Source organism: Apolloniradiicaulis salifontis (assembly GCF_053756655.1).
Map to the genome: position 1 here is coordinate 433,824 of NZ_CM132387.1, position 15,685 is coordinate 449,508.

The window sequence follows — 15,685 nt, forward strand, 5'->3', positions numbered from 1 at the left end:
AGCAAGATTAGCGCAACCGCTCGCCTCGTGCGCGAAGCTTTGATGACAGCTCAGCCGGCCCCGCCGTCCGGGTCGGGCGTTTCCGGCGCGCCGGCGCGTTCGGCCAGTTCCGGCAGCGCCCGGGTCAGGCGTTCATAGGCGTCATCGGACACCTTGAAGGCCCAGCCCTGGGTGAGCGCGGACAGGCGCTCGACCCTTTCGGCGGCGTCATCGGCGCGGGTTTCAACCTCGATCACGGCCCAGCGCTCCTCGCCCTCGGCGATGAAGTCGAACTGGTAAGCAATTCCAGAAAACGTCACGCCGGAATGGCGGGCCACGAAGGCGCCCTCCAGGGCGCCGGCGGGTCTTACATCACGAAAGCGCAGGCGCGCGCCGGCCACGGCGACGCCGTTTGCGGCTCCGCCGGTCACCAGCCGCCAGTCGGCCGGCTCCATCAGGTCAAAATTGCGCTGCGCGATTCCGGGGCGCAGGACAAAATAGGCTGGTCCGGTCTCCGGGCGAACGCGGGCGCGGGCGACGGCGGAGGGATCAAGATCCCAGAACTCAAGGCCCAGCCAGCGGCCGGGATCGCCCAGCTCGGGCAGGCCGCCTGATGCGGCGAAGGCGCGCGCGCCGTCCGGCTCGCGCAGATACACGCCGCCCTGATCGCGTGTTTCACCCACGATCAGTCGCACGAGCGGTTCGTCGGCGGCGTTAAGGATCGTCAGACGCACGCCGTTTCCGCCCTCCAGAGGATCGGCCAGGCCCAGGCGCGCGAACTTCTCAGGATCTCGGGTCATGGCGCGCTGATAGGCGAGACCCGACAGCGCTTCGTCGAGCTCTGCGATGCGTTCGGGGCGCACAGCGTAATCACCGCGTGAGGGCATCACCCAGCTTTCGCCGTCGCGCACCATGAGAAACTGACCCTCGCCAGTGATGATCTCGATCGTTGCGGCGCCGGCGGCGGCCTCGCTCCAGCCCGGCGCCACGGGTCCGGAGACGTCCGGGCGTGCGCCGAGCGCCGCATCGCGCCAGACCGCGGCGGCGCCAAGCGCGAAGAGCGCCAGAGCGCCGGCCAGCGCGGCGATCGCCTGCTTGCGGCGGCGTTGGGCGGGACCGCTTCTCATGGGCGCCGCCTTGTGCGAACCAGGGTGAAGAGTGTGGCGCAGAAGATCACAAGCAAGGGCGGGAGCCACACGGTCCAGATCATCAACGCCCGCTCCAGCGCGTCGATCTCCACACGAAAGCCCCGCTCGATCTCGCGCAGTTGTTCGCGGGACCGGATGATTTGTGTCCGCAAGGCTTCCGCCTCGGCGCTGTCGGCTGCGCCTGCACCACCCAGCGCGCTCGCGCGGCCTTGACGGGTCAGATCATCCAGGCGCGCTTCGGCGTCGCTCAACTCTGATTGAAGCTCGTCCTGAAGCGCGAGATACCGGGCCTCGGCGTTGGCGCGCAGCGCCTCAACGCGCAGCATGGGACGCTGCGAGCCCGCTCGAGAGCGCAGAGAGACCAGCGCCGGATCGCCGGCCAGCCGGTCGGCGAGATTGAGGATCAGCGCCGGATTATCAGCGACCACCTGCTCGCCCATGGACGGATCGCTGCGAAGATAGAAGGCGGGGTCCAGAAGATCTGCGTCGGCGATCACAATGATCTCCGCATCGGGGCTCGACGTCTCCACATGGGCGCCGGGATCTAGATTGATGTCGCCGGCCGGCGGGCCGTCAGCGAAGGCGGTGGCGAACGGGCCGGTGATGCGCGCGGCCAGGGTGAGCGGCGCATCGGAGGCTGGATCAAGCTGGCGCATGAGCTCCTCCGGCGCCGGGCTGGCGGCGGCGCGGTCTGAGTCCAGGCGCGCGGCCGCCTCGCTGGTGGTCATTACCGGCGTGAACCTGTCTTCAAAGCCGGGCAGCCCCTCCAGCACGCCGGGCGAGCCCAGATTGACGCCGCGCGACAGGGCGGCGACGGCGGGAAGGTCGGCGTTCATCTGGGCCGGCGTGACGGTGAACCACAAAGGATAGGCGCGCATGCGCGTGCGCCCGCCCTCCACGATCTGCACCGGCAGGCCGTTACGCGCGTCCATGGCCGTGGTGTTCACGTCATAGGCGACGCCCCAGCTGGCGAACAGGCGGCCCAGGGTGGAGGCGCGGTTGGCGTTCACCGGCGGCAGCCCGTCGGGGCCGGCCTTCAGCGCCACATGGGCCATGGGATCCACCAGGGCGAGCACACGCCCTCGGGTCATGGCGAACTGGTCCACCAGATAGCTCTGTCCCTCGCTCAAGGGCGCCGGGTGCAGAAGAAACAGCGCGTCGGAGTCGTCCGGGATCGCTTCAAAATCGTCCTCAAGCCAGTCCACCTCGAAGGCGGCGGAGAGCTCGTTGATGATGCGGTTCGCGCTGTTTCCGTCCCGGTCCGGCGCAAATGGAAGATCGGAGATCACGGCGATTTTCGGGATCCGGGCGCGCTCCAGCTCGGCCAGGGTGCGCACGATCTCGTATTCCAGGCGCGCTTCCTCCACCGGATCGAAAAATGCGATGACGCGCTGGTCATCCACGGCGTTTCGCCCGGTGAGTCCGAAGAAGATCTGACCGCCGTCCTCGGTGGGAATCGGCTCGAGGCCCGCCGCGATGGCCGCATCTTCAGCCTCTGAAAACGGGTCGGGATCGATCTCTTCCAGACGCACCCGGCCGCCGGACCGCGCGGAAATCGTGCGCAGCATCTCGCGCACCCTGGCGCCATAGGCGCGGATGGCGGGATAGCGCGCCGCTTCGGTGCGCGAGTAATAGAAGGTCAGCTCCACCGGCTCGTCGATGCGCGCCAGAACCTCGCGCGTGCCCGGCGAGAGCTGGTAGAGGCCCCGCTCGGTGAGATCGAGACGCAGACCGTTCAGCGCCGCGCCGGCGAACAGGTTCAGGCCGGCGAAGCCCACGATCAGGCTGGCGATCATGACCAGCAGGAAGCGCGGCCCGTTCATCGTCCGCCCCCGCGCCGGCTATCGATCAGAGTCATGGCGATCCCGAGGCCCAGCCCGATCAGGCTGAGAAAATAGACCACGTCGGAAACGCTCACCACGCCGCGGCGAAGGCTTTCAAACCGGGCGAGCGCGGAGAGCTCGGCCAGCGCTTCAGCCGCCGCGCCGGGAAGGCGCGCCGACAGGGCGTCGAGCACGAAGGGCAATCCGGCTACGGTGATCAGAAAGCACGCCGCCCCGCCCAGCACGAAGGCGATCACCTGGTTGGACGTGGCCGCCGACAGCGCCTGCCCCAGCGCCAGATAGCCGCCGGCCAGAAGGAACGCGCCCATATAGGCGGTGGCGGTGGCGGCGTTGTCGGGCTCGCCCAGATAATTAATGGCGATCCACATGGGGAAGGTGAGCGCAATGGCGAGCCCTGCCACCACCCAGGCGGCGAGGAACTTGCCCAGCGCCGCGGCCCAGAGCGGGATCGGCGCGGAGAGCAGCGTCTCCAGCGTGCCGCGGTCGCGCTCCTCGGCCCAGGCGCGCATGGCCAGCGCCGGCATCAGAACCAGCAAAAGCCAGGGCATGAAATCAAACAGCGGCGCCAGATCGGCCCGCCCGGTCTCGAACAGATTTCCCACCCGCCAGGCAAAGCTGGGCGCGGCCAAAGCGAAAACGGTTAGAAAGACCCAGGCGAGGGGGGTCTCGAAATAGGCCGCCAGCTCGCGGCGAAACACCGCAATCAATCCGTTCACGCCGCGCGTCCTCCCCGGGCGCGGCCCAGCGTTTCGCCCTTGGCCTGCGTCAAGGCGCGGAAGGCCGAGGCGATGGTGGCGTCCGATCCAAGCTCTGCGAGGCCTTTGGGCGTGTCGTCGGCGAGGACTTCGCCGCCCGCGATCACCACGGCGCGCGTGCAGATGGCGTCCACCTCGTCCAGCAGATGGGTGGAGATGATGATCGCCTTCGTGGCCGCCATCTGCGTGATGAGGGCGCGCACGCCGTCCTTCTGATTGGGATCAAGCCCGTCGGTGGGCTCGTCCAGGATCAGCACCGGCGGATCGTGGGCGATGGCGGCGGCCAGGGCGGCGCGGCGCTTGTATCCCTTGGAGAGCGCGCCGATGGGCTTGTCTGCAGCCGGGCCCAGATTGGCCAGGCGCAGCGCGATCTCCGCCGCGTCATTCAGCGCCGACCCGGAAAATCCGCGCGCGCGCAGGCCGAAGCGCACAAAGCCGCGCGGCGTCATGGCCGGATAGGCCGGCGCGCCTTCGGGCAGATAACCCAGCTGTTCCTGCGCCGCGCGCCGTTGAAGCGCGCTGTCGCAGCCATTGACCAGGGCCCGGCCCTCATCGGGCTCGAGGCAGCCGGCGATCATGCGCATGGTGGTGGTCTTGCCCGCCCCGTTGGGGCCGAGGAAGCCTAGCACCTCGCCCGCCTTCACCTCAAAGCTCACCTGATTGACCGCGGTGCGGCCGGCGAAGCGTTTGACCAGGCGATCGGCGAGGATCATGGGCGGTCCTGTTCGTGGCGCGAGGGTGCGACGGCGTTAGCGATAGCGCATGGCGCACCGCTTCGCCACCAGCATGACTGAGGGCCGTCACCAAAGCCTGAACACACAGCACGCTCCTGCGGCTGTGAGCACGTCGAACGTGCTGCTGGAGGCTGAAGAGGGGAAGTGCCGATCGATACGACCCGCCAGATCCGGGGGGGCTGGGGGGCTGTGAATCCAGATCCGCAGGCTTGATCCGCATCGACCGACCCCTGAAAAATGCAGTTGGCGTGGGGCGCTCCAAGGACCAAAATAAGGCGTGTTCGTGGCGGCGCGTGAACTTTCGGTAACGCTGCGAAAAGGTTAGTCTGACCCCGCCCGCCGAAAGGAGCGCGATGTCCCGTAGCGCCGCCAACGCCGCCTTCGACGCAAACAGCGTGATGTTTCAGCGCGCCGAGCTCAATGCGATTCTGCGTGTCTACGGCATGATGGTCGCCGGCGGGGAATGGCGCGACTACGCCATTGACGGGCTGAAGGGCCGCGCCGAGTTCTCGATTTTCCGCCACGCGGCGGAGTTTCCCGTCTACCGCATCGTGAAGACCCCGTCCGAGGCCCGAAAGCAGGGCGCCTACAAGGTGGTCGCCGCCGGCGGCGCGATCCTGAAGCGCGGCCAGGAGCTGGACCAGGTGCTCAAGGTCTTCGACAGCCAGCTCAAACGCCTGACCTGGGGCGGGCTGCAATAGCGCCCTCTCGCAGGGCGCCCAGTGGCGCCTTTGCGAAACCGCCCGGAGAAACAAAAAACGCCCCGGACGAAAGTCCGGGGCGTCTTGAGTCAGGCCTGTTTACGCAGCGCTATTCGCGATTGCCCAGCATCATGAGGATGATCTGGAACATGTTCACGAAGGCGATATAGAGGTTCAGCGCCCCGTAATAGGTCATCACCGCTTTCGAGCGCTCGTCGCCGGCGATCTCCACATACATGAGCTTCAGCGCCTGAGTTTGCCAGGCGACCACGCCGGCCATGAGGCCGAGAATGGCGAACTGGATGAGCCACTGAAGGCCAGAGCTCTCGACGAAGAAGATGTTGATCATCGAGATCAGGAAGACGCCGATAATGCCCATGAACAGGAAGCTGCGCAGCGGCTGCAGGTTCGTCTTCGTCGTGTAGCCGTAAAGCGACAGGCCGAAGAACGCCGCAGACGTGATCACGAAGGCCTGGGCGATCGTGCCGAAGGTGACCGACAGGTTTCCGGTGAGGGCCTGCGTCTCCGCGCCGGTCGTGGCCATGTAGACCCACACGCCGAGACCCGCGCCGATGAGCGAGACCACGGCCCAGTAAAGCACCGCCGCGCCGATGGGCGAGGGGTTCTTCATGAAGAACATGGACCCGAACAGAAGCGCGATCGGGCCGAACTGGACGACGTAGACGAGCGGGGTGCCGAAGACGAGTTCGGTGACGGGGGTCACCGTGCCGACGATATAGGCCAGCGCCGCCGACAGCAGCAGGCCTAGGCCCATCTTGTTGTAGACCCCCAGCATGAAGCTGCGCAGACCCTCGTCGCGAGACGTGTCGAGCGCGCCGGCGTCATAAGTGGTGCGGTTATACTGGTTCATCGCGTCCTTCTTCCATAAAGCTCTCGTGCGAAACTTTTGAGGGCGATCACACGGCTGCTTCTAATATCAGAGTTGTGCACTGCGATTTCAAGCGAAACCGGATGGGATAATGCGCGAGAACCCCTTCTAGAGTTAAGGATTTGAACGCTCAGACGGCTGCACGCTTGACGAAACGGCCCGCCGCATGTGTGTAAGTGGATCATGTCGTTACGTGTTTTCGCCGCGCTGCCGCTGCCGGAGATCGTCGCCGACGAGGCCGCCGAGCTCATGGACGCGCAGGTTCCGTTCGCCAACTGGCGTCCGCTGGAGAATTTGCATGTGACTTTGGCCTTCTTCGGCGAGCTGGACGAGCCGGTGATCGAGGAGCTCGATTTCGAGCTGGCCGCGATTTCCTGCCCGCGATTCCAGTTGCGCCTGTCCGGCGCCGGCCATTTCGGCAAGAAACAGCCCAGCGCCCTGTGGCTGGGCGTGGAGGCGGGGCCGGAGCTCGCCGATCTTGCGCGGCGCTGCCGCAAGGCGGGCCTGCGCGCCGGCTTGGAGATGGAGCGCCGGGTCTTTCTGCCCCATCTCACCTTGGCGTATTTAAGCGGCGGGGTGGATCCGGTGCGTGTGCAGCGCTTTGAGCAGCGGAATGCGCTGTTTCGATCCAGCGTCTTCACCGCCGACCGCTTCCACCTTTATTCAAGCCACACCCGCAAGGCCGGCAAGCCCAACGCCTATGAGGCCGAAGCCGACTACCCGCTGGGCTGACGGGCCCCGGCAGGGAGGCTAGAGCTTTTTCAGCGAAAGTGGGTACCGGTTTCCCGGTTCGAAAAGGTGATAAGTCAGAGAGTTAGAGCGATTTTGGTCGATCAGAATCGACCGAAATCGCTCTAGGCGGCGGCGCCCAGATCGGCGCGGAATTTCGCGAGCTCGGCGGAGAGACGTTCGGCGGAATCGGCCAGGCCCGCAGCGGCGTCCTCGAACCGCGCTGCGGCGGCGTCGGCGCGCGCTGCCGCGCCGGACACTTTGGAGACTTCCTCGCTAACCTGGGAGGTGGCTGTGGCGGCTTCAGAGGCGAGCTTGGCGATTTCATCGGTGGCGGCGGCTTGCTGGCTGAAGGCGCCGCGTGCGTCACCGCTGGCGGTGCGCACTTCGCCGATCGTGCCGCCAATTTGCTTGAGCCCCTCGCCGGCCTGTTCCGCAGCGCGGCGCATGGCGTCGATCTTGCTGCGAATCTCCTCAGTGGCCTTTCCGGTCTGGTCGGCGAGCTCCTTCACTTCGCTGGCGACGACCGCAAAGCCCTTGCCCGCTTCGCCGGCCCGCGCCGCCTCGATGGTGGCGTTCAGGGCCAAGAGATTGGTCTGCGCCGCGATGGAGGTCACCAGATCGGCGATCTCCTCGATCTCGCGCGCCGCCGCGTTCAGGCGCGCCATGGATTCACCGGCTCGGTCGGCCTCGCTCTCGGCCCGGCCGGATATCTCGTCGGCCTGGGTCAGGGTGCGCGTGACTTCCTGGATCGAGGCGGCCAGCTCGGACGCGGCCGAGGCCACGGCCTGGACATTGCGCCCGGTTTCTTCGCTGCGGCCGGCGACCTGATCGGCGCTGCCGCGCGTATCGCTGGCGTCGGCTTTCAGTTCGCCGGACAGTTCCGCCATTTCAGAGGCGGAGCGCTCCAGCTCTGCGAGCACCCCGCCCACTTGCTTCTCAAACGCCAAGGCGAGCTCGGCGACGCGGGCGCGCGATTTCTGGGTGGCCGCTTCTTTCTCGCGGTCGGTCTGGGCCAGGGCTTCGGCCTGGTTGCGCGCCTGACCGGCGTCGGTGAGCGCCTGGTCGGCGTCGGTGAGCGCCTTGGAGATCGTGCCCGACAGCCAGAGCAGAAGCCCGGTCTGGATCACCACGACCACGGCGTGGAAAATCACGCGCCCGAGATCGCCGCCGCCGGGAAACACCGCAGCGGGAAGGATGAAGTTCAGCGCCAGGTGATGGACAGCCGCAGTTCCCGCCGCCGCCAGCAGCGCCTTGCGGTCGCACAACACCGTCACCGCCGCCAGCGCGGCGAAGAAGGTCATGTGCATGTCGATCTGCCAGGCCTTGCCGCTCATCATGAAGGTGAGGGCTGCGGGAAACGCCATCATCGCCGCGCCGAACACCATGCGCGTGGTGGCTTCCTGGGGCGCGGTGCGCCAGCTGACGAAGACAAGCCCCGCCGCGGCGACCAGCATTGCGGTCCCAAACACCGTCTTGTCCGGCGCCACGATGAGCGAGGCGGCCAGATAGATAACGGCGCCGATCACAAGGCCTGCGAGAAGGATGCGTTGGGCGTCGCCGCGTACGGCGTCAAGTCGGTTCATGGGGCGTCCTCGGTTGAAAATTCGGTGTTCGGCGCGCATCCGCCCAGAATGACCGGATCGGCGATGAGCCAGGCTCCTGCTGCGCGCAGGGCCGCCGGTCCGCCGTTTTCTGGAAGGCTGACGATGACGGAGCCCGGCGCCGCGCCGAAGCGTACGATTCCTGCTCCGGCCCCGGCAGCGGCCCGGACCAGATCCGCGTGTGTCAGGCGCGGATCGAACAACACGGCCGCCTGGCCGGTTTCAGGCGCAACCGCAACCGCCCCGGCCAGCGGAAGCGCGGCGCTCAGGGATGTGGCGGCGACAAGGCAGATTAGCGGCGTATGACGCAACATCGGGCGGCTCCAGGAAGCAACCCAGAAGTTATCGCGTGAATACCGTTAATACGGCGTTGCAGCTGTGCGCATTCAGCGAATCAACCCCAGGGACCACCAAAATCGCGTGGAGAAGGCGCACCGCCACTCGCGTCTCCGCCCCATGGGCCCTGGGAAGCAGGGGCGCCGCCCGCCATCTCGCGCAGGCGCGCGATGCGGTTGGCGGTGCCGGGGTGGGTGGAGAACAGATTGTCGCCGCTGCGCCCGTTCAGCGGGTTGATGATGAACATGTGGGCGCTGGCTGGATTGCGCTCGGCGCTTTCATTGGGGGTGCGGCGGGCGCTGCGCTCGATCTTTTCCAGCGCCGAGGCGAGCCAGTGGGGATTGCCGCAAATCTCCGCGCCGATCCGGTCGGCCTCGTATTCGCGCGAGCGCGAAATCGCCATTTGCACAAGGGCGGCGGCCATGGGGGCGAAGATGGCGATGAGGATGCCGGTGATCAGACCGCCGCGCTCGCGCGCACCAAAGAACAGCGCGAAATTGGCGAGGAAGCCGATGGCGCCGGCGAAGGTGGCCGTGACCGTCATGGTCAACGTGTCGCGAGAGCGCACGTGAGCCAGCTCATGGGCCATCACGCCCATCACTTCTTGCCGGGTGAGCTGGGTCAGCAGGCCCGTGGTGGCGGCGACCGCGGCGTTGTTCGGGTCGCGCCCGGTTGCGAAGGCGTTGGGCTGGGGGTTGTCGATGACATAGATGCGCGGCGCCGGCATGGCGTTGGCGTGGGCCATGTCCGCGACGTCTTTGGCGTACTGAAAGAGCCGCGGATCGCGCTCGTCCGGCGTGACCTCGCGCGCGCCGTGCATGCGCAGGACCATCTTGTCGGAGTTCCAGTACGCGAAGACGTTCATCCCCGCTGCGACGATAAGGGCGAGCGCCGCGCCGCCGGCGCCGCCCACTAGAAAGCCCACGCCCATGAACAGGGCGGTGAGGGCGGCCAGCAGCATGAAAACGCGCAATCCATTGCCGGTCATGGGAAGAGGTCTCTCCGCAGTCAAATCTTGGCCGCCCCGCGCGGACCGCCTAGATATGTGGGTGCAAGCAAAAGGACCCGCAAGCGATGAGCGATGCGAAACCCGCTGAAAGCCCCGCCGGGGCGCAAAAGCCTTTAAGCGACAACGCCAGACGCGCCCTCGCAGAGGCGGAGGCGCGCCGCAAGGCCGCGCGCGACGCCGCCGAACGCGAGAGAGAGCTGGGCGGCCCCAAAGGCCCTGAACCCACCCGCTACGGCGATTGGGAGAAGAAAGGGATCACCTACGATTTCTAGGCTGCGGCCGGGCCGGGACCGCGCCCGAAGGCCTGCGCCGCGCCGCCCGCCACAGGCCGGGCCAGAGGTAGGGCTCCCGCCGCGATCCTCGCCGTGTTAATCTTTCTTGATGAGTGTGATCGCCGCCCTTCTTCTCGCCGCCAGCCCCTGCGCCGCCGCGCCGGGCGCGCCGGTCGCGTCCGCCTATGTCGCCTCGGCGCAGGCGGGGTCAGGTCATGGCGCTCAGGACGCACGGCGCGCGCCGGCCCACTCAAGCGCGCACCCTTGCGCGCCGCGGTTTGGTTCAGAGCGATACGTGCAACACCGCAGCGGGTTTCACCAAGCCCATGACGCGGCCCGCGTGGTCAGCCAAAGCACCCACGCCGTCAGTCATCACGGCCCTCAGAGCGCGGGTGCGCGCGCAGGTGATCCTGTGCGCCTGGGTCCCGCCTTCTTCCAGACCGGCGACGCCGGCGGCGTCGGACGCGATCCGGCGGTCTACGCCGTCAGCCGCCGGCTCATCGTGATCGGCCCGGGCCATACGCCGCCCTCGGCCGCCCGCGAAGCCGCACGCCGCGGTCTCGCCCGCGAGTAAGCGCAGCGCCGCACGCTCACCAGGGACGTCAAGCCGCTCCCGTAACGCCGCCGCCTCAGCGCGGCAGTGCGGGCGCGTGAAATCCACAGGTTCGCTCGGGTCGCGCCTTCCCATTTACGGAAAATCTTCCTATAAAAGGCGCGATGAAAAGAATTTGCGCCCTATTGGCGTGTGCTTTTTTTCCGGCACATGCTCTGGCTGCACAGCCCTTGCCCGGTCCGGTGCCGGCGGAGACGGTGCGCGTGGTGGACGGTGACACGGTGGCGGTGCGCGCTCACATCTGGCCGGGCCATTATGTGGAGACGCGCGTGCGTCTGGCCGGGGTCGACACGCCGGAGGCGCGGGGGCCGGACTGCGAGGCCGAACGGGCGCTCGCGGCGCAGGCGAGTGCGTTTACGCGGTCCTGGCTGGAGGGTGCGTCCATTTCGCTGGAAGAGATTGATCTGGGCAGTTTTGCAGGCCGTGTGATCGCCCGGATCCGCCGCGCGGACGGGGCGGACCTCTCTGAAGATTTGCTGAGCGCGGGCCTCGCCACGCCCTATGGTGCGGCGGCGCCCTGGTGCGCGCCGGCCGGGCCGACAGCACCCGCAGCGCCCGCCGGTCCAGCCTCGCGCTGAGCGGGCTCGCGCCCGGCTTTCGCCCAGGCGCGCTCATGCAAGGTGTAGGCGAGGGTCTGCACCAAAGGCTCCACCAGACCGATGGCCAGGGCCGCGCGCCAGTCGCGGGTGAGCGCATAGACCACCGCCATGGCCACGATCAGATGCATCAGCGCATAGCTCGCCGTCTTGCGCGCAGAGCGCGACGCCGGGCCGTGGTTGTGGGTGGCTGTGGTGCGTATCAGGGCCAGTAAAGCCGACATGTCCGCCTCTCTTTCATGCACATGATAATCGTTCTCATGAAGGAGCCATGCAAGAGCGTAAGGCGATTGAGGCCATGAATTATCTTGATGGACGCTATCGAGAAAAGCCGGGTTGGAGCGACGAGGCCGCGCCGGCCCCGCCTCGAACCGGACTGGCTCGAAAGGGCGACCGCCCGCTCGCGCCGTCGCGGAACCGACAAAGCGGACGCGAAGGCGGATCAGAAAAAAATGGTACGGGCGGTCGGACTCGAACCGACAAGGTTGTTACACCGGGGGATTTTGAGTCCCCTGCGTCTACCAATTCCGCCACGCCCGCGTGACGATTTCTCTATGGCCCAAAGCGGGCGCGGACGGAAGGGGGCGGTTCATATCCCAGCCTTGGGCGCTGACCCGTTCGGCCTGCGCAAGCCGAGCGCCCATTGGTTACTGCGAACCGGCCGGACGCGGCTCCACATGCTCCGACAAATGGGCCAGCGCCCGTGCGCCGTCGGGCACGCCGTATCCGATCTCCCGATTAGGTGCGGCGCGATTTGATCCGGCGAACCGGAGCGCCGCCCGGATTTGATCGCGTGAGGCGTCCGGGAAGGCCTGGCGCAGGCAGGCGACCAGTCCGGTAACCACGCCGGTCGCCACCGAACTGGCGCCGCGCCCCGAGGAAATGACGAAATCAGGCTTGATGAAGTCTGCTTGCGGATTTCCGACGCCGCTGGTTGGGCGGCGCGCCGCACCGCCGTGCTGCGCGCTTCCCACGGTGATCGCATGCTCCGCGTCACCAGGCGCCGTCACCACCCGCCAGTCTGACCGCCCCTGATTGCCAGCGCTGGCGACAATGATCAGCGCCGGGTCGGCCTCAAGCATCGCCGTTACGCGGCGCGTCACCTCAGCCGTCCGCCCATCCATGGAATCGGGCGAGTAGGGTTCAGCGTCCTCAAAGCGGGTGTACCCCAGGGCTATGTTGATCAGCTTCACGTCATGTGCGGCGAGCCAGTCCAAAGCGTTCATCACACCCAACTCGTCGGATCGCCGTTCGCTCTGCTGGTCTTCTCCCTTGGCCAGCAGGTACGCCGCCTCAGGGGCGAGCCCTCTGACCCGGTCGTCGGATCGGCCCCCGATATATTGCGTGACGCTGACGCCATGATCGTCGGGGTCGCCGAAAAACGTGTCCGACTCGATGGGGACGAAGCTGCGCGTCTCCTCGACCTGAAGCCCGCGCGTGAACGGGTTGCTGTCAAAGCCGCCGAACCCGGCGTCGATGACGCCGATCCTGACACCGCGTCCTGACAGTGCGGTCTCCAGCCAGCTCTCACCGGCCACGCCGGCCAGTTCCGGCGCAAATCCCCCGGATGGATTTGCGGCCTGGAAGCCCTCAAGCAGCTCTTCATCGACCTCGCAGCCGCCGGCCGAAAGCGCGGCCGCCGCGATAAGCAATTCTCGCCTTGAGAGTCCTTCTTTGATCAGCGTCTTCAACATGGCGCGTCCCGGCATCGTTGTTACGGGCGCCTGAACGCGCCCAGCCGCCAAGGACGATGCCGTCGCTGCGGGCAACCAAAAAGTTAAAATTCGTCAAGGCGAGATCCGGACGCGATCGGTGGATCTTGCCGGCCGGGCCACCGGGCGCCCCCTGGCGCCGCTGCGGTGGCGCCGGCGCGGCGAACGCGTCATAAGGCGCGCGAGCAGTGAAAGAGAGCCCCATGCCCGATATTCGCCCTGTCTTCATCCTCCATGGCGGCGCCGGCGTCCTCGCCGCGCGCGATTATGACGCCGAACTGGCGCATATGGCGAGGGTCGCCGAAGCCGCGCGCGACGCCCTGCGCGGCGGGGCGAGCGCGCTGGACGTGATCTGCGAGGCGGTGCGCGAGATGGAGGCCTCGGGTCTCTACGTGGCCGGCAAGGGGGCGAGCCCCAACAAGGCCGGGCGCTATGAGCTGGACGCCGCGATCATGGACGGGTCCACCCGCGACGCCGGGGCGGTGAGCGCGCTGGAGGGCTTCATCAGCCCTGTGACGGCCGCGCGGCGCGTCATGGACGAGACGCCCCATGTGCTGCTGGCCGGTGCGGGCGCCGCGCATTTCGCGCGCGAGCAGGGCCTTCAAACGGTGGACGACGCGCCGGCCTATTACGTTCCGGCGGCGGCGCCGGACGATCGCGCCATTCCCACCGGCACAGTGGGCGCGGTGGCGCTGGACGCTTCAGGCCGGCTGGCGGCGGCGACCTCCACCGGGGGTACGCTGAACAAGGTGTGGGGCCGGGTGGGCGATACGCCGATCATCGGCGCGGGCACCTGGGCGGACGGGCGTGCGGCGGTGAGCTGCACCGGCCAGGGCGAGTATTTCATGCGCGCCAACGCCGCCGCCGATGTCTCCGCCCGCATGCGCTACGCCGGTGAGACGCTGGACTCCGCCGTCGCCGGGGCGCTGGACGACGTGGCGGCGCTCGGCGGAGAGGGGGGGATCATCGCCGTGGACGCCTCGGGCCAGGCCTGCGCGCGGTTCAACTCCCCGGGCATGAAGCGCGCCATCGTCCACGCCGACGGCCGCATCGAGACGGCGGTGCGCTGAGAGCCCTCTCAGTAAGAACGGGACCCGGGATCGCGCTCAAAAAATCGACGGATCAAGACTCTAGTCGCCGCCGCCACCGCCGCCGTCGCCGCCGCCAGACCCGTCCGATCCATCTGAAGCGTCCGGTTGGTCCTTGACCGTCCGGGGCCCTCCGGTGGAACCCACCGTGAGCGTCACACCGCCGTCGTCGCCGGAGGCGGCTTTCGTCCGCTTGCGCGTCCCGGGGCGGGCCCAGCTGATCCCGCCCGCCAGGGCGAAGCCGATCAGAAGGATCGCCCACCAGTACTCGCTCCAGATATCGGCCATTGCGCTCAGGCCTCCTCCGCCACGGGCGCCGGAGCGATCCAGGCGAGCACGGCGGTGGGCAGGACAAAGGCGTAGAGGATCGCGCCCCACATGATCGCGTTCCAGTGATCGAACCCGCTGGGCATCCACAGGTTCAGCCGCTCTGAATCCGACGCCACGCCGAAATAGAACAGGGCGAGGAGTGTGAGCACCGAGAAGATCTGGTAGGCGAGCGCATTGGCGCGGCGGCGCAATTCCAGCTCGAATTCGTCTAGATGTTTGGTCTGCTCTCCGACGATGCGCTGCAGAGAGGACGGCGCGATCAGCGCCAGCGCAACAAGCGCCAGGACGATCAGTCCGAGGCCGGCGATCTCTGCAAGGAAAAGCCCCGGCTCGGGCGCATCGGGCATGACCAGCTGAAGGATCGCGCCGGCCGGATAGGCCAGAAGCGCGAACCCGGTGAGCCCGCGCATCATCACGCGGCTCATATGCGCCGGCTCTCCGGCTTTTCGATAATAAAACGACATGGGCGTCAGCCTCCTTTGCCGGCGAACAGGGACGGGAAGGGCTCCAGGGAGAAGATCTGCTCAACCGGAACGGAGAAATGCTCGGCCAGGCGCAGGGCCAGCTCCAGCGACGGGTTGTAGTCGCCGCGTTCCAGATAGCCGATGGTCTGGTAATTCACCCCGATCGTGTCGGCGAGCGCCTTGCGCGACAGGCCGCGCTCGGCCCGCAAAAGCGGGATGCGATTGTGGATCTTTACGCTCACGCGGTGCGCTCCGGGCCATGTTCGGGGCTGTGCGCATCATCCTCAAGCGGGTCGAGGGGGGTCAGCGTCCAGGCCAGATAGGCCTGGGGCAGGAGAGTCAGTGTAAAGAATACGAGGGCGAGGAACGCCAGGATGCCCCAGGCGTCCGTAGGCAAGAGTCCCGTGACGGTTTCGGCGCCGAACGCCTGCGAAATCATGGCTCCGGCATGGGCGCCGATAAACAGCGAGAACGCCGACAGGAATACGATGAAGGTGAAGGAGAAGGCGCGCTGGCGCTGAACCTTCTGAAATTCATCCGCCGGGGCGAGCAGGAGCGGCCAGGCGCAGCCGAACATGCGCAATATGTAGTCGCCGCGGATGAACAGCGCCGTCGCACCAAGCCCGTAGACCAGGCTGGCGAGCGCAAACGCCCAGCCCGCTGCGGTGAGGTCCGCCTCGCCGCCTGCGTCCGCGCGCAGAGTCAGGACAAATCCCGCGCCGGCCAGACCAAAAACCACAAGCGTGAACCCTCGACCGGTCCACAAATTCGCCCGGCTGGGCGCTGCGAGGGAGGATGACGACATGATCGGACCCGCTTTGCTACTTCATTTCGAGCAGCGTTTTGCCCGAGAGACGACCATACGTCAATCGAAATGTTGTA

The 15,685-nt window shown here is 67.2% G+C and carries 20 protein-coding genes and 1 tRNA gene; 6 read left to right on the forward strand and 15 right to left on the reverse strand.

Annotation, left to right across the window (positions count from 1 at the left end; genetic code table 11):
- Positions 1-50 precede the first annotated feature (50 nt).
- Genes ACWCOP_RS01985 through ACWCOP_RS02000 form a run of 4 tightly spaced genes read right to left on the reverse strand, consistent with a single transcriptional unit; the run spans position 51 to position 4,439 of the window.
- Positions 51-1,106: a DUF4340 domain-containing protein gene (locus ACWCOP_RS01985; RefSeq protein ID WP_478249546.1), complete on the reverse strand. Its 1,056-nt coding sequence runs from the start codon at positions 1,104-1,106 to the stop codon at positions 51-53.
- The gene (locus ACWCOP_RS01990; protein ID WP_478249547.1) at positions 1,103-2,950 is read right to left on the reverse strand and encodes a Gldg family protein; all 1,848 of its coding nucleotides are present in this window, start codon (positions 2,948-2,950) and stop codon (positions 1,103-1,105) included. Before ACWCOP_RS01990 ends, ACWCOP_RS01985 begins: the two co-directional genes overlap by 4 nt.
- A complete protein-coding gene (locus ACWCOP_RS01995) occupies positions 2,947-3,687 on the reverse strand; it encodes an ABC transporter permease (protein WP_478249548.1) in 741 nt (246 codons plus the stop codon). Before ACWCOP_RS01995 ends, ACWCOP_RS01990 begins: the two co-directional genes overlap by 4 nt.
- Positions 3,684-4,439 (reverse strand): ABC transporter ATP-binding protein, encoded by a 756-nt coding sequence (locus ACWCOP_RS02000; RefSeq protein WP_478249549.1) that lies wholly within the window; start codon positions 4,437-4,439, stop codon positions 3,684-3,686. Before ACWCOP_RS02000 ends, ACWCOP_RS01995 begins: the two co-directional genes overlap by 4 nt.
- A 374-nt stretch (positions 4,440-4,813) precedes the next feature.
- Between ACWCOP_RS02000 and ACWCOP_RS02005 the strand changes: the two genes are divergently transcribed.
- Positions 4,814-5,161: a DUF2794 domain-containing protein gene (locus tag ACWCOP_RS02005; RefSeq protein ID WP_478249550.1), complete on the forward strand. Its 348-nt coding sequence runs from the start codon at positions 4,814-4,816 to the stop codon at positions 5,159-5,161.
- A 109-nt stretch (positions 5,162-5,270) separates the two neighbouring features.
- On the opposite strand, the gene ACWCOP_RS02010 is transcribed toward ACWCOP_RS02005, so the two are convergent.
- Complete coding sequence (locus ACWCOP_RS02010; protein WP_478249551.1) at positions 5,271-6,032, reverse strand: Bax inhibitor-1/YccA family protein; 762 nt, start codon at positions 6,030-6,032, stop codon at positions 5,271-5,273.
- Positions 6,033-6,233: 201 nt separating this feature from the next.
- Between ACWCOP_RS02010 and thpR the strand changes: the two genes are divergently transcribed.
- On the forward strand, positions 6,234-6,782 hold the full coding sequence (thpR, locus tag ACWCOP_RS02015) for an RNA 2',3'-cyclic phosphodiesterase (RefSeq protein WP_478249552.1): 549 nt from the start codon (positions 6,234-6,236) through the stop codon (positions 6,780-6,782).
- Between the two features lie 122 nt (positions 6,783-6,904).
- On the opposite strand, the gene ACWCOP_RS02020 is transcribed toward thpR, so the two are convergent.
- The 3 genes from ACWCOP_RS02020 to htpX form a co-directional block, all read right to left on the reverse strand.
- The gene (locus tag ACWCOP_RS02020) at positions 6,905-8,365 is read right to left on the reverse strand and encodes a methyl-accepting chemotaxis protein (RefSeq protein ID WP_478249553.1); all 1,461 of its coding nucleotides are present in this window, start codon (positions 8,363-8,365) and stop codon (positions 6,905-6,907) included.
- Positions 8,362-8,697 carry a hypothetical protein gene (locus ACWCOP_RS02025; protein ID WP_478249554.1) on the reverse strand — a complete coding sequence of 112 codons (336 nt, stop codon included), beginning with the start codon at positions 8,695-8,697 and terminating at the stop codon, positions 8,362-8,364. Before ACWCOP_RS02025 ends, ACWCOP_RS02020 begins: the two co-directional genes overlap by 4 nt.
- Before the next feature lie 80 nt (positions 8,698-8,777).
- The gene (htpX, locus tag ACWCOP_RS02030; protein WP_478249555.1) at positions 8,778-9,707 is read right to left on the reverse strand and encodes a zinc metalloprotease HtpX; all 930 of its coding nucleotides are present in this window, start codon (positions 9,705-9,707) and stop codon (positions 8,778-8,780) included.
- An 86-nt stretch (positions 9,708-9,793) separates the two neighbouring features.
- Between htpX and ACWCOP_RS02035 the strand changes: the two genes are divergently transcribed.
- The 3 genes from ACWCOP_RS02035 (at position 9,794) to ACWCOP_RS02045 (ending at position 11,191) form a co-directional block, all read left to right on the forward strand.
- Positions 9,794-10,000 (forward strand): DUF1674 domain-containing protein, encoded by a 207-nt coding sequence (locus ACWCOP_RS02035; RefSeq protein ID WP_478249556.1) that lies wholly within the window; start codon positions 9,794-9,796, stop codon positions 9,998-10,000.
- A 109-nt stretch (positions 10,001-10,109) separates the two neighbouring features.
- Positions 10,110-10,574 (forward strand): hypothetical protein, encoded by a 465-nt coding sequence (locus ACWCOP_RS02040; RefSeq protein ID WP_478249557.1) that lies wholly within the window; start codon positions 10,110-10,112, stop codon positions 10,572-10,574.
- A gap of 209 nt (positions 10,575-10,783) precedes the next feature.
- The gene (locus tag ACWCOP_RS02045) at positions 10,784-11,191 is read left to right on the forward strand and encodes a thermonuclease family protein (RefSeq protein WP_478249558.1); all 408 of its coding nucleotides are present in this window, start codon (positions 10,784-10,786) and stop codon (positions 11,189-11,191) included.
- On the opposite strand, the gene ACWCOP_RS02050 is transcribed toward ACWCOP_RS02045, so the two are convergent.
- The 3 genes from ACWCOP_RS02050 to ACWCOP_RS02060 form a co-directional block, all read right to left on the reverse strand.
- Positions 11,113-11,433: a DUF2061 domain-containing protein gene (locus tag ACWCOP_RS02050; protein ID WP_478249559.1), complete on the reverse strand. Its 321-nt coding sequence runs from the start codon at positions 11,431-11,433 to the stop codon at positions 11,113-11,115. The two genes, ACWCOP_RS02045 and ACWCOP_RS02050, sit on opposite strands and share 79 nt — an antisense overlap.
- 229 nt (positions 11,434-11,662) lie before the next feature.
- Positions 11,663-11,749: transfer RNA gene (locus ACWCOP_RS02055), tRNA-Leu, on the reverse strand.
- 107 nt (positions 11,750-11,856) lie between these two features.
- Complete coding sequence (locus ACWCOP_RS02060) at positions 11,857-12,903, reverse strand: S8 family serine peptidase (protein WP_478249560.1); 1,047 nt, start codon at positions 12,901-12,903, stop codon at positions 11,857-11,859.
- A gap of 221 nt (positions 12,904-13,124) precedes the next feature.
- On the opposite strand from ACWCOP_RS02060, the gene ACWCOP_RS02065 reads away from it, so the two are divergent.
- The gene (locus ACWCOP_RS02065; RefSeq protein WP_478249561.1) at positions 13,125-13,991 is read left to right on the forward strand and encodes an isoaspartyl peptidase/L-asparaginase family protein; all 867 of its coding nucleotides are present in this window, start codon (positions 13,125-13,127) and stop codon (positions 13,989-13,991) included.
- 60 nt (positions 13,992-14,051) lie between these two features.
- On the opposite strand, the gene ACWCOP_RS02070 is transcribed toward ACWCOP_RS02065, so the two are convergent.
- The 4 genes from ACWCOP_RS02070 to ACWCOP_RS02085 are packed head-to-tail and all read right to left on the reverse strand — an operon-like array spanning position 14,052 to position 15,608.
- On the reverse strand, positions 14,052-14,297 hold the full coding sequence (locus ACWCOP_RS02070) for a hypothetical protein (protein WP_478249562.1): 246 nt from the start codon (positions 14,295-14,297) through the stop codon (positions 14,052-14,054).
- Positions 14,298-14,302: 5 nt separating this feature from the next.
- Positions 14,303-14,803 carry a hypothetical protein gene (locus tag ACWCOP_RS02075; RefSeq protein WP_478249563.1) on the reverse strand — a complete coding sequence of 167 codons (501 nt, stop codon included), beginning with the start codon at positions 14,801-14,803 and terminating at the stop codon, positions 14,303-14,305.
- Between the two features lie 5 nt (positions 14,804-14,808).
- Complete coding sequence (locus ACWCOP_RS02080) at positions 14,809-15,045, reverse strand: helix-turn-helix transcriptional regulator (RefSeq protein WP_478249564.1); 237 nt, start codon at positions 15,043-15,045, stop codon at positions 14,809-14,811.
- The gene (locus ACWCOP_RS02085; protein WP_478249565.1) at positions 15,042-15,608 is read right to left on the reverse strand and encodes a hypothetical protein; all 567 of its coding nucleotides are present in this window, start codon (positions 15,606-15,608) and stop codon (positions 15,042-15,044) included. The genes ACWCOP_RS02080 and ACWCOP_RS02085 overlap by 4 nt, the downstream gene beginning before the upstream one ends.
- Positions 15,609-15,685: the final 77 nt, after the last annotated feature.

Excerpts from the sequence above, each read along its gene's own strand:
- ACWCOP_RS02085 (WP_478249565.1), bottom strand. The coding sequence starts at position 15,608 with ATGTCGTCATCCTCCCTCGCAGCGCCCAGCCGGGCGAATTTGTGGACC.
- ACWCOP_RS02050 (WP_478249559.1), bottom strand. The coding sequence starts at position 11,433 with ATGTCGGCTTTACTGGCCCTGATACGCACCACAGCCACCCACAACCAC.
- ACWCOP_RS02040 (WP_478249557.1), top strand. The coding sequence starts at position 10,110 with ATGAGTGTGATCGCCGCCCTTCTTCTCGCCGCCAGCCCCTGCGCCGCC.
- ACWCOP_RS02010 (WP_478249551.1), bottom strand. The coding sequence starts at position 6,032 with ATGAACCAGTATAACCGCACCACTTATGACGCCGGCGCGCTCGACACG.
- ACWCOP_RS02060 (WP_478249560.1), bottom strand. The coding sequence starts at position 12,903 with ATGTTGAAGACGCTGATCAAAGAAGGACTCTCAAGGCGAGAATTGCTT.
- htpX (WP_478249555.1), bottom strand. The coding sequence starts at position 9,707 with ATGACCGGCAATGGATTGCGCGTTTTCATGCTGCTGGCCGCCCTCACC.
- ACWCOP_RS02035 (WP_478249556.1), top strand. The coding sequence starts at position 9,794 with ATGAGCGATGCGAAACCCGCTGAAAGCCCCGCCGGGGCGCAAAAGCCT.
- ACWCOP_RS02000 (WP_478249549.1), bottom strand. The coding sequence starts at position 4,439 with ATGATCCTCGCCGATCGCCTGGTCAAACGCTTCGCCGGCCGCACCGCG.
- ACWCOP_RS02020 (WP_478249553.1), bottom strand. The coding sequence starts at position 8,365 with ATGAACCGACTTGACGCCGTACGCGGCGACGCCCAACGCATCCTTCTC.
- thpR (WP_478249552.1), top strand. The coding sequence starts at position 6,234 with ATGTCGTTACGTGTTTTCGCCGCGCTGCCGCTGCCGGAGATCGTCGCC.
- ACWCOP_RS01990 (WP_478249547.1), bottom strand. The coding sequence starts at position 2,950 with ATGAACGGGCCGCGCTTCCTGCTGGTCATGATCGCCAGCCTGATCGTG.
- ACWCOP_RS02005 (WP_478249550.1), top strand. The coding sequence starts at position 4,814 with ATGTCCCGTAGCGCCGCCAACGCCGCCTTCGACGCAAACAGCGTGATG.
- ACWCOP_RS02075 (WP_478249563.1), bottom strand. The coding sequence starts at position 14,803 with ATGTCGTTTTATTATCGAAAAGCCGGAGAGCCGGCGCATATGAGCCGC.
- ACWCOP_RS01985 (WP_478249546.1), bottom strand. The coding sequence starts at position 1,106 with ATGAGAAGCGGTCCCGCCCAACGCCGCCGCAAGCAGGCGATCGCCGCG.
- ACWCOP_RS02025 (WP_478249554.1), bottom strand. The coding sequence starts at position 8,697 with ATGTTGCGTCATACGCCGCTAATCTGCCTTGTCGCCGCCACATCCCTG.
- ACWCOP_RS02070 (WP_478249562.1), bottom strand. The coding sequence starts at position 14,297 with ATGGCCGATATCTGGAGCGAGTACTGGTGGGCGATCCTTCTGATCGGC.
- ACWCOP_RS02065 (WP_478249561.1), top strand. The coding sequence starts at position 13,125 with ATGCCCGATATTCGCCCTGTCTTCATCCTCCATGGCGGCGCCGGCGTC.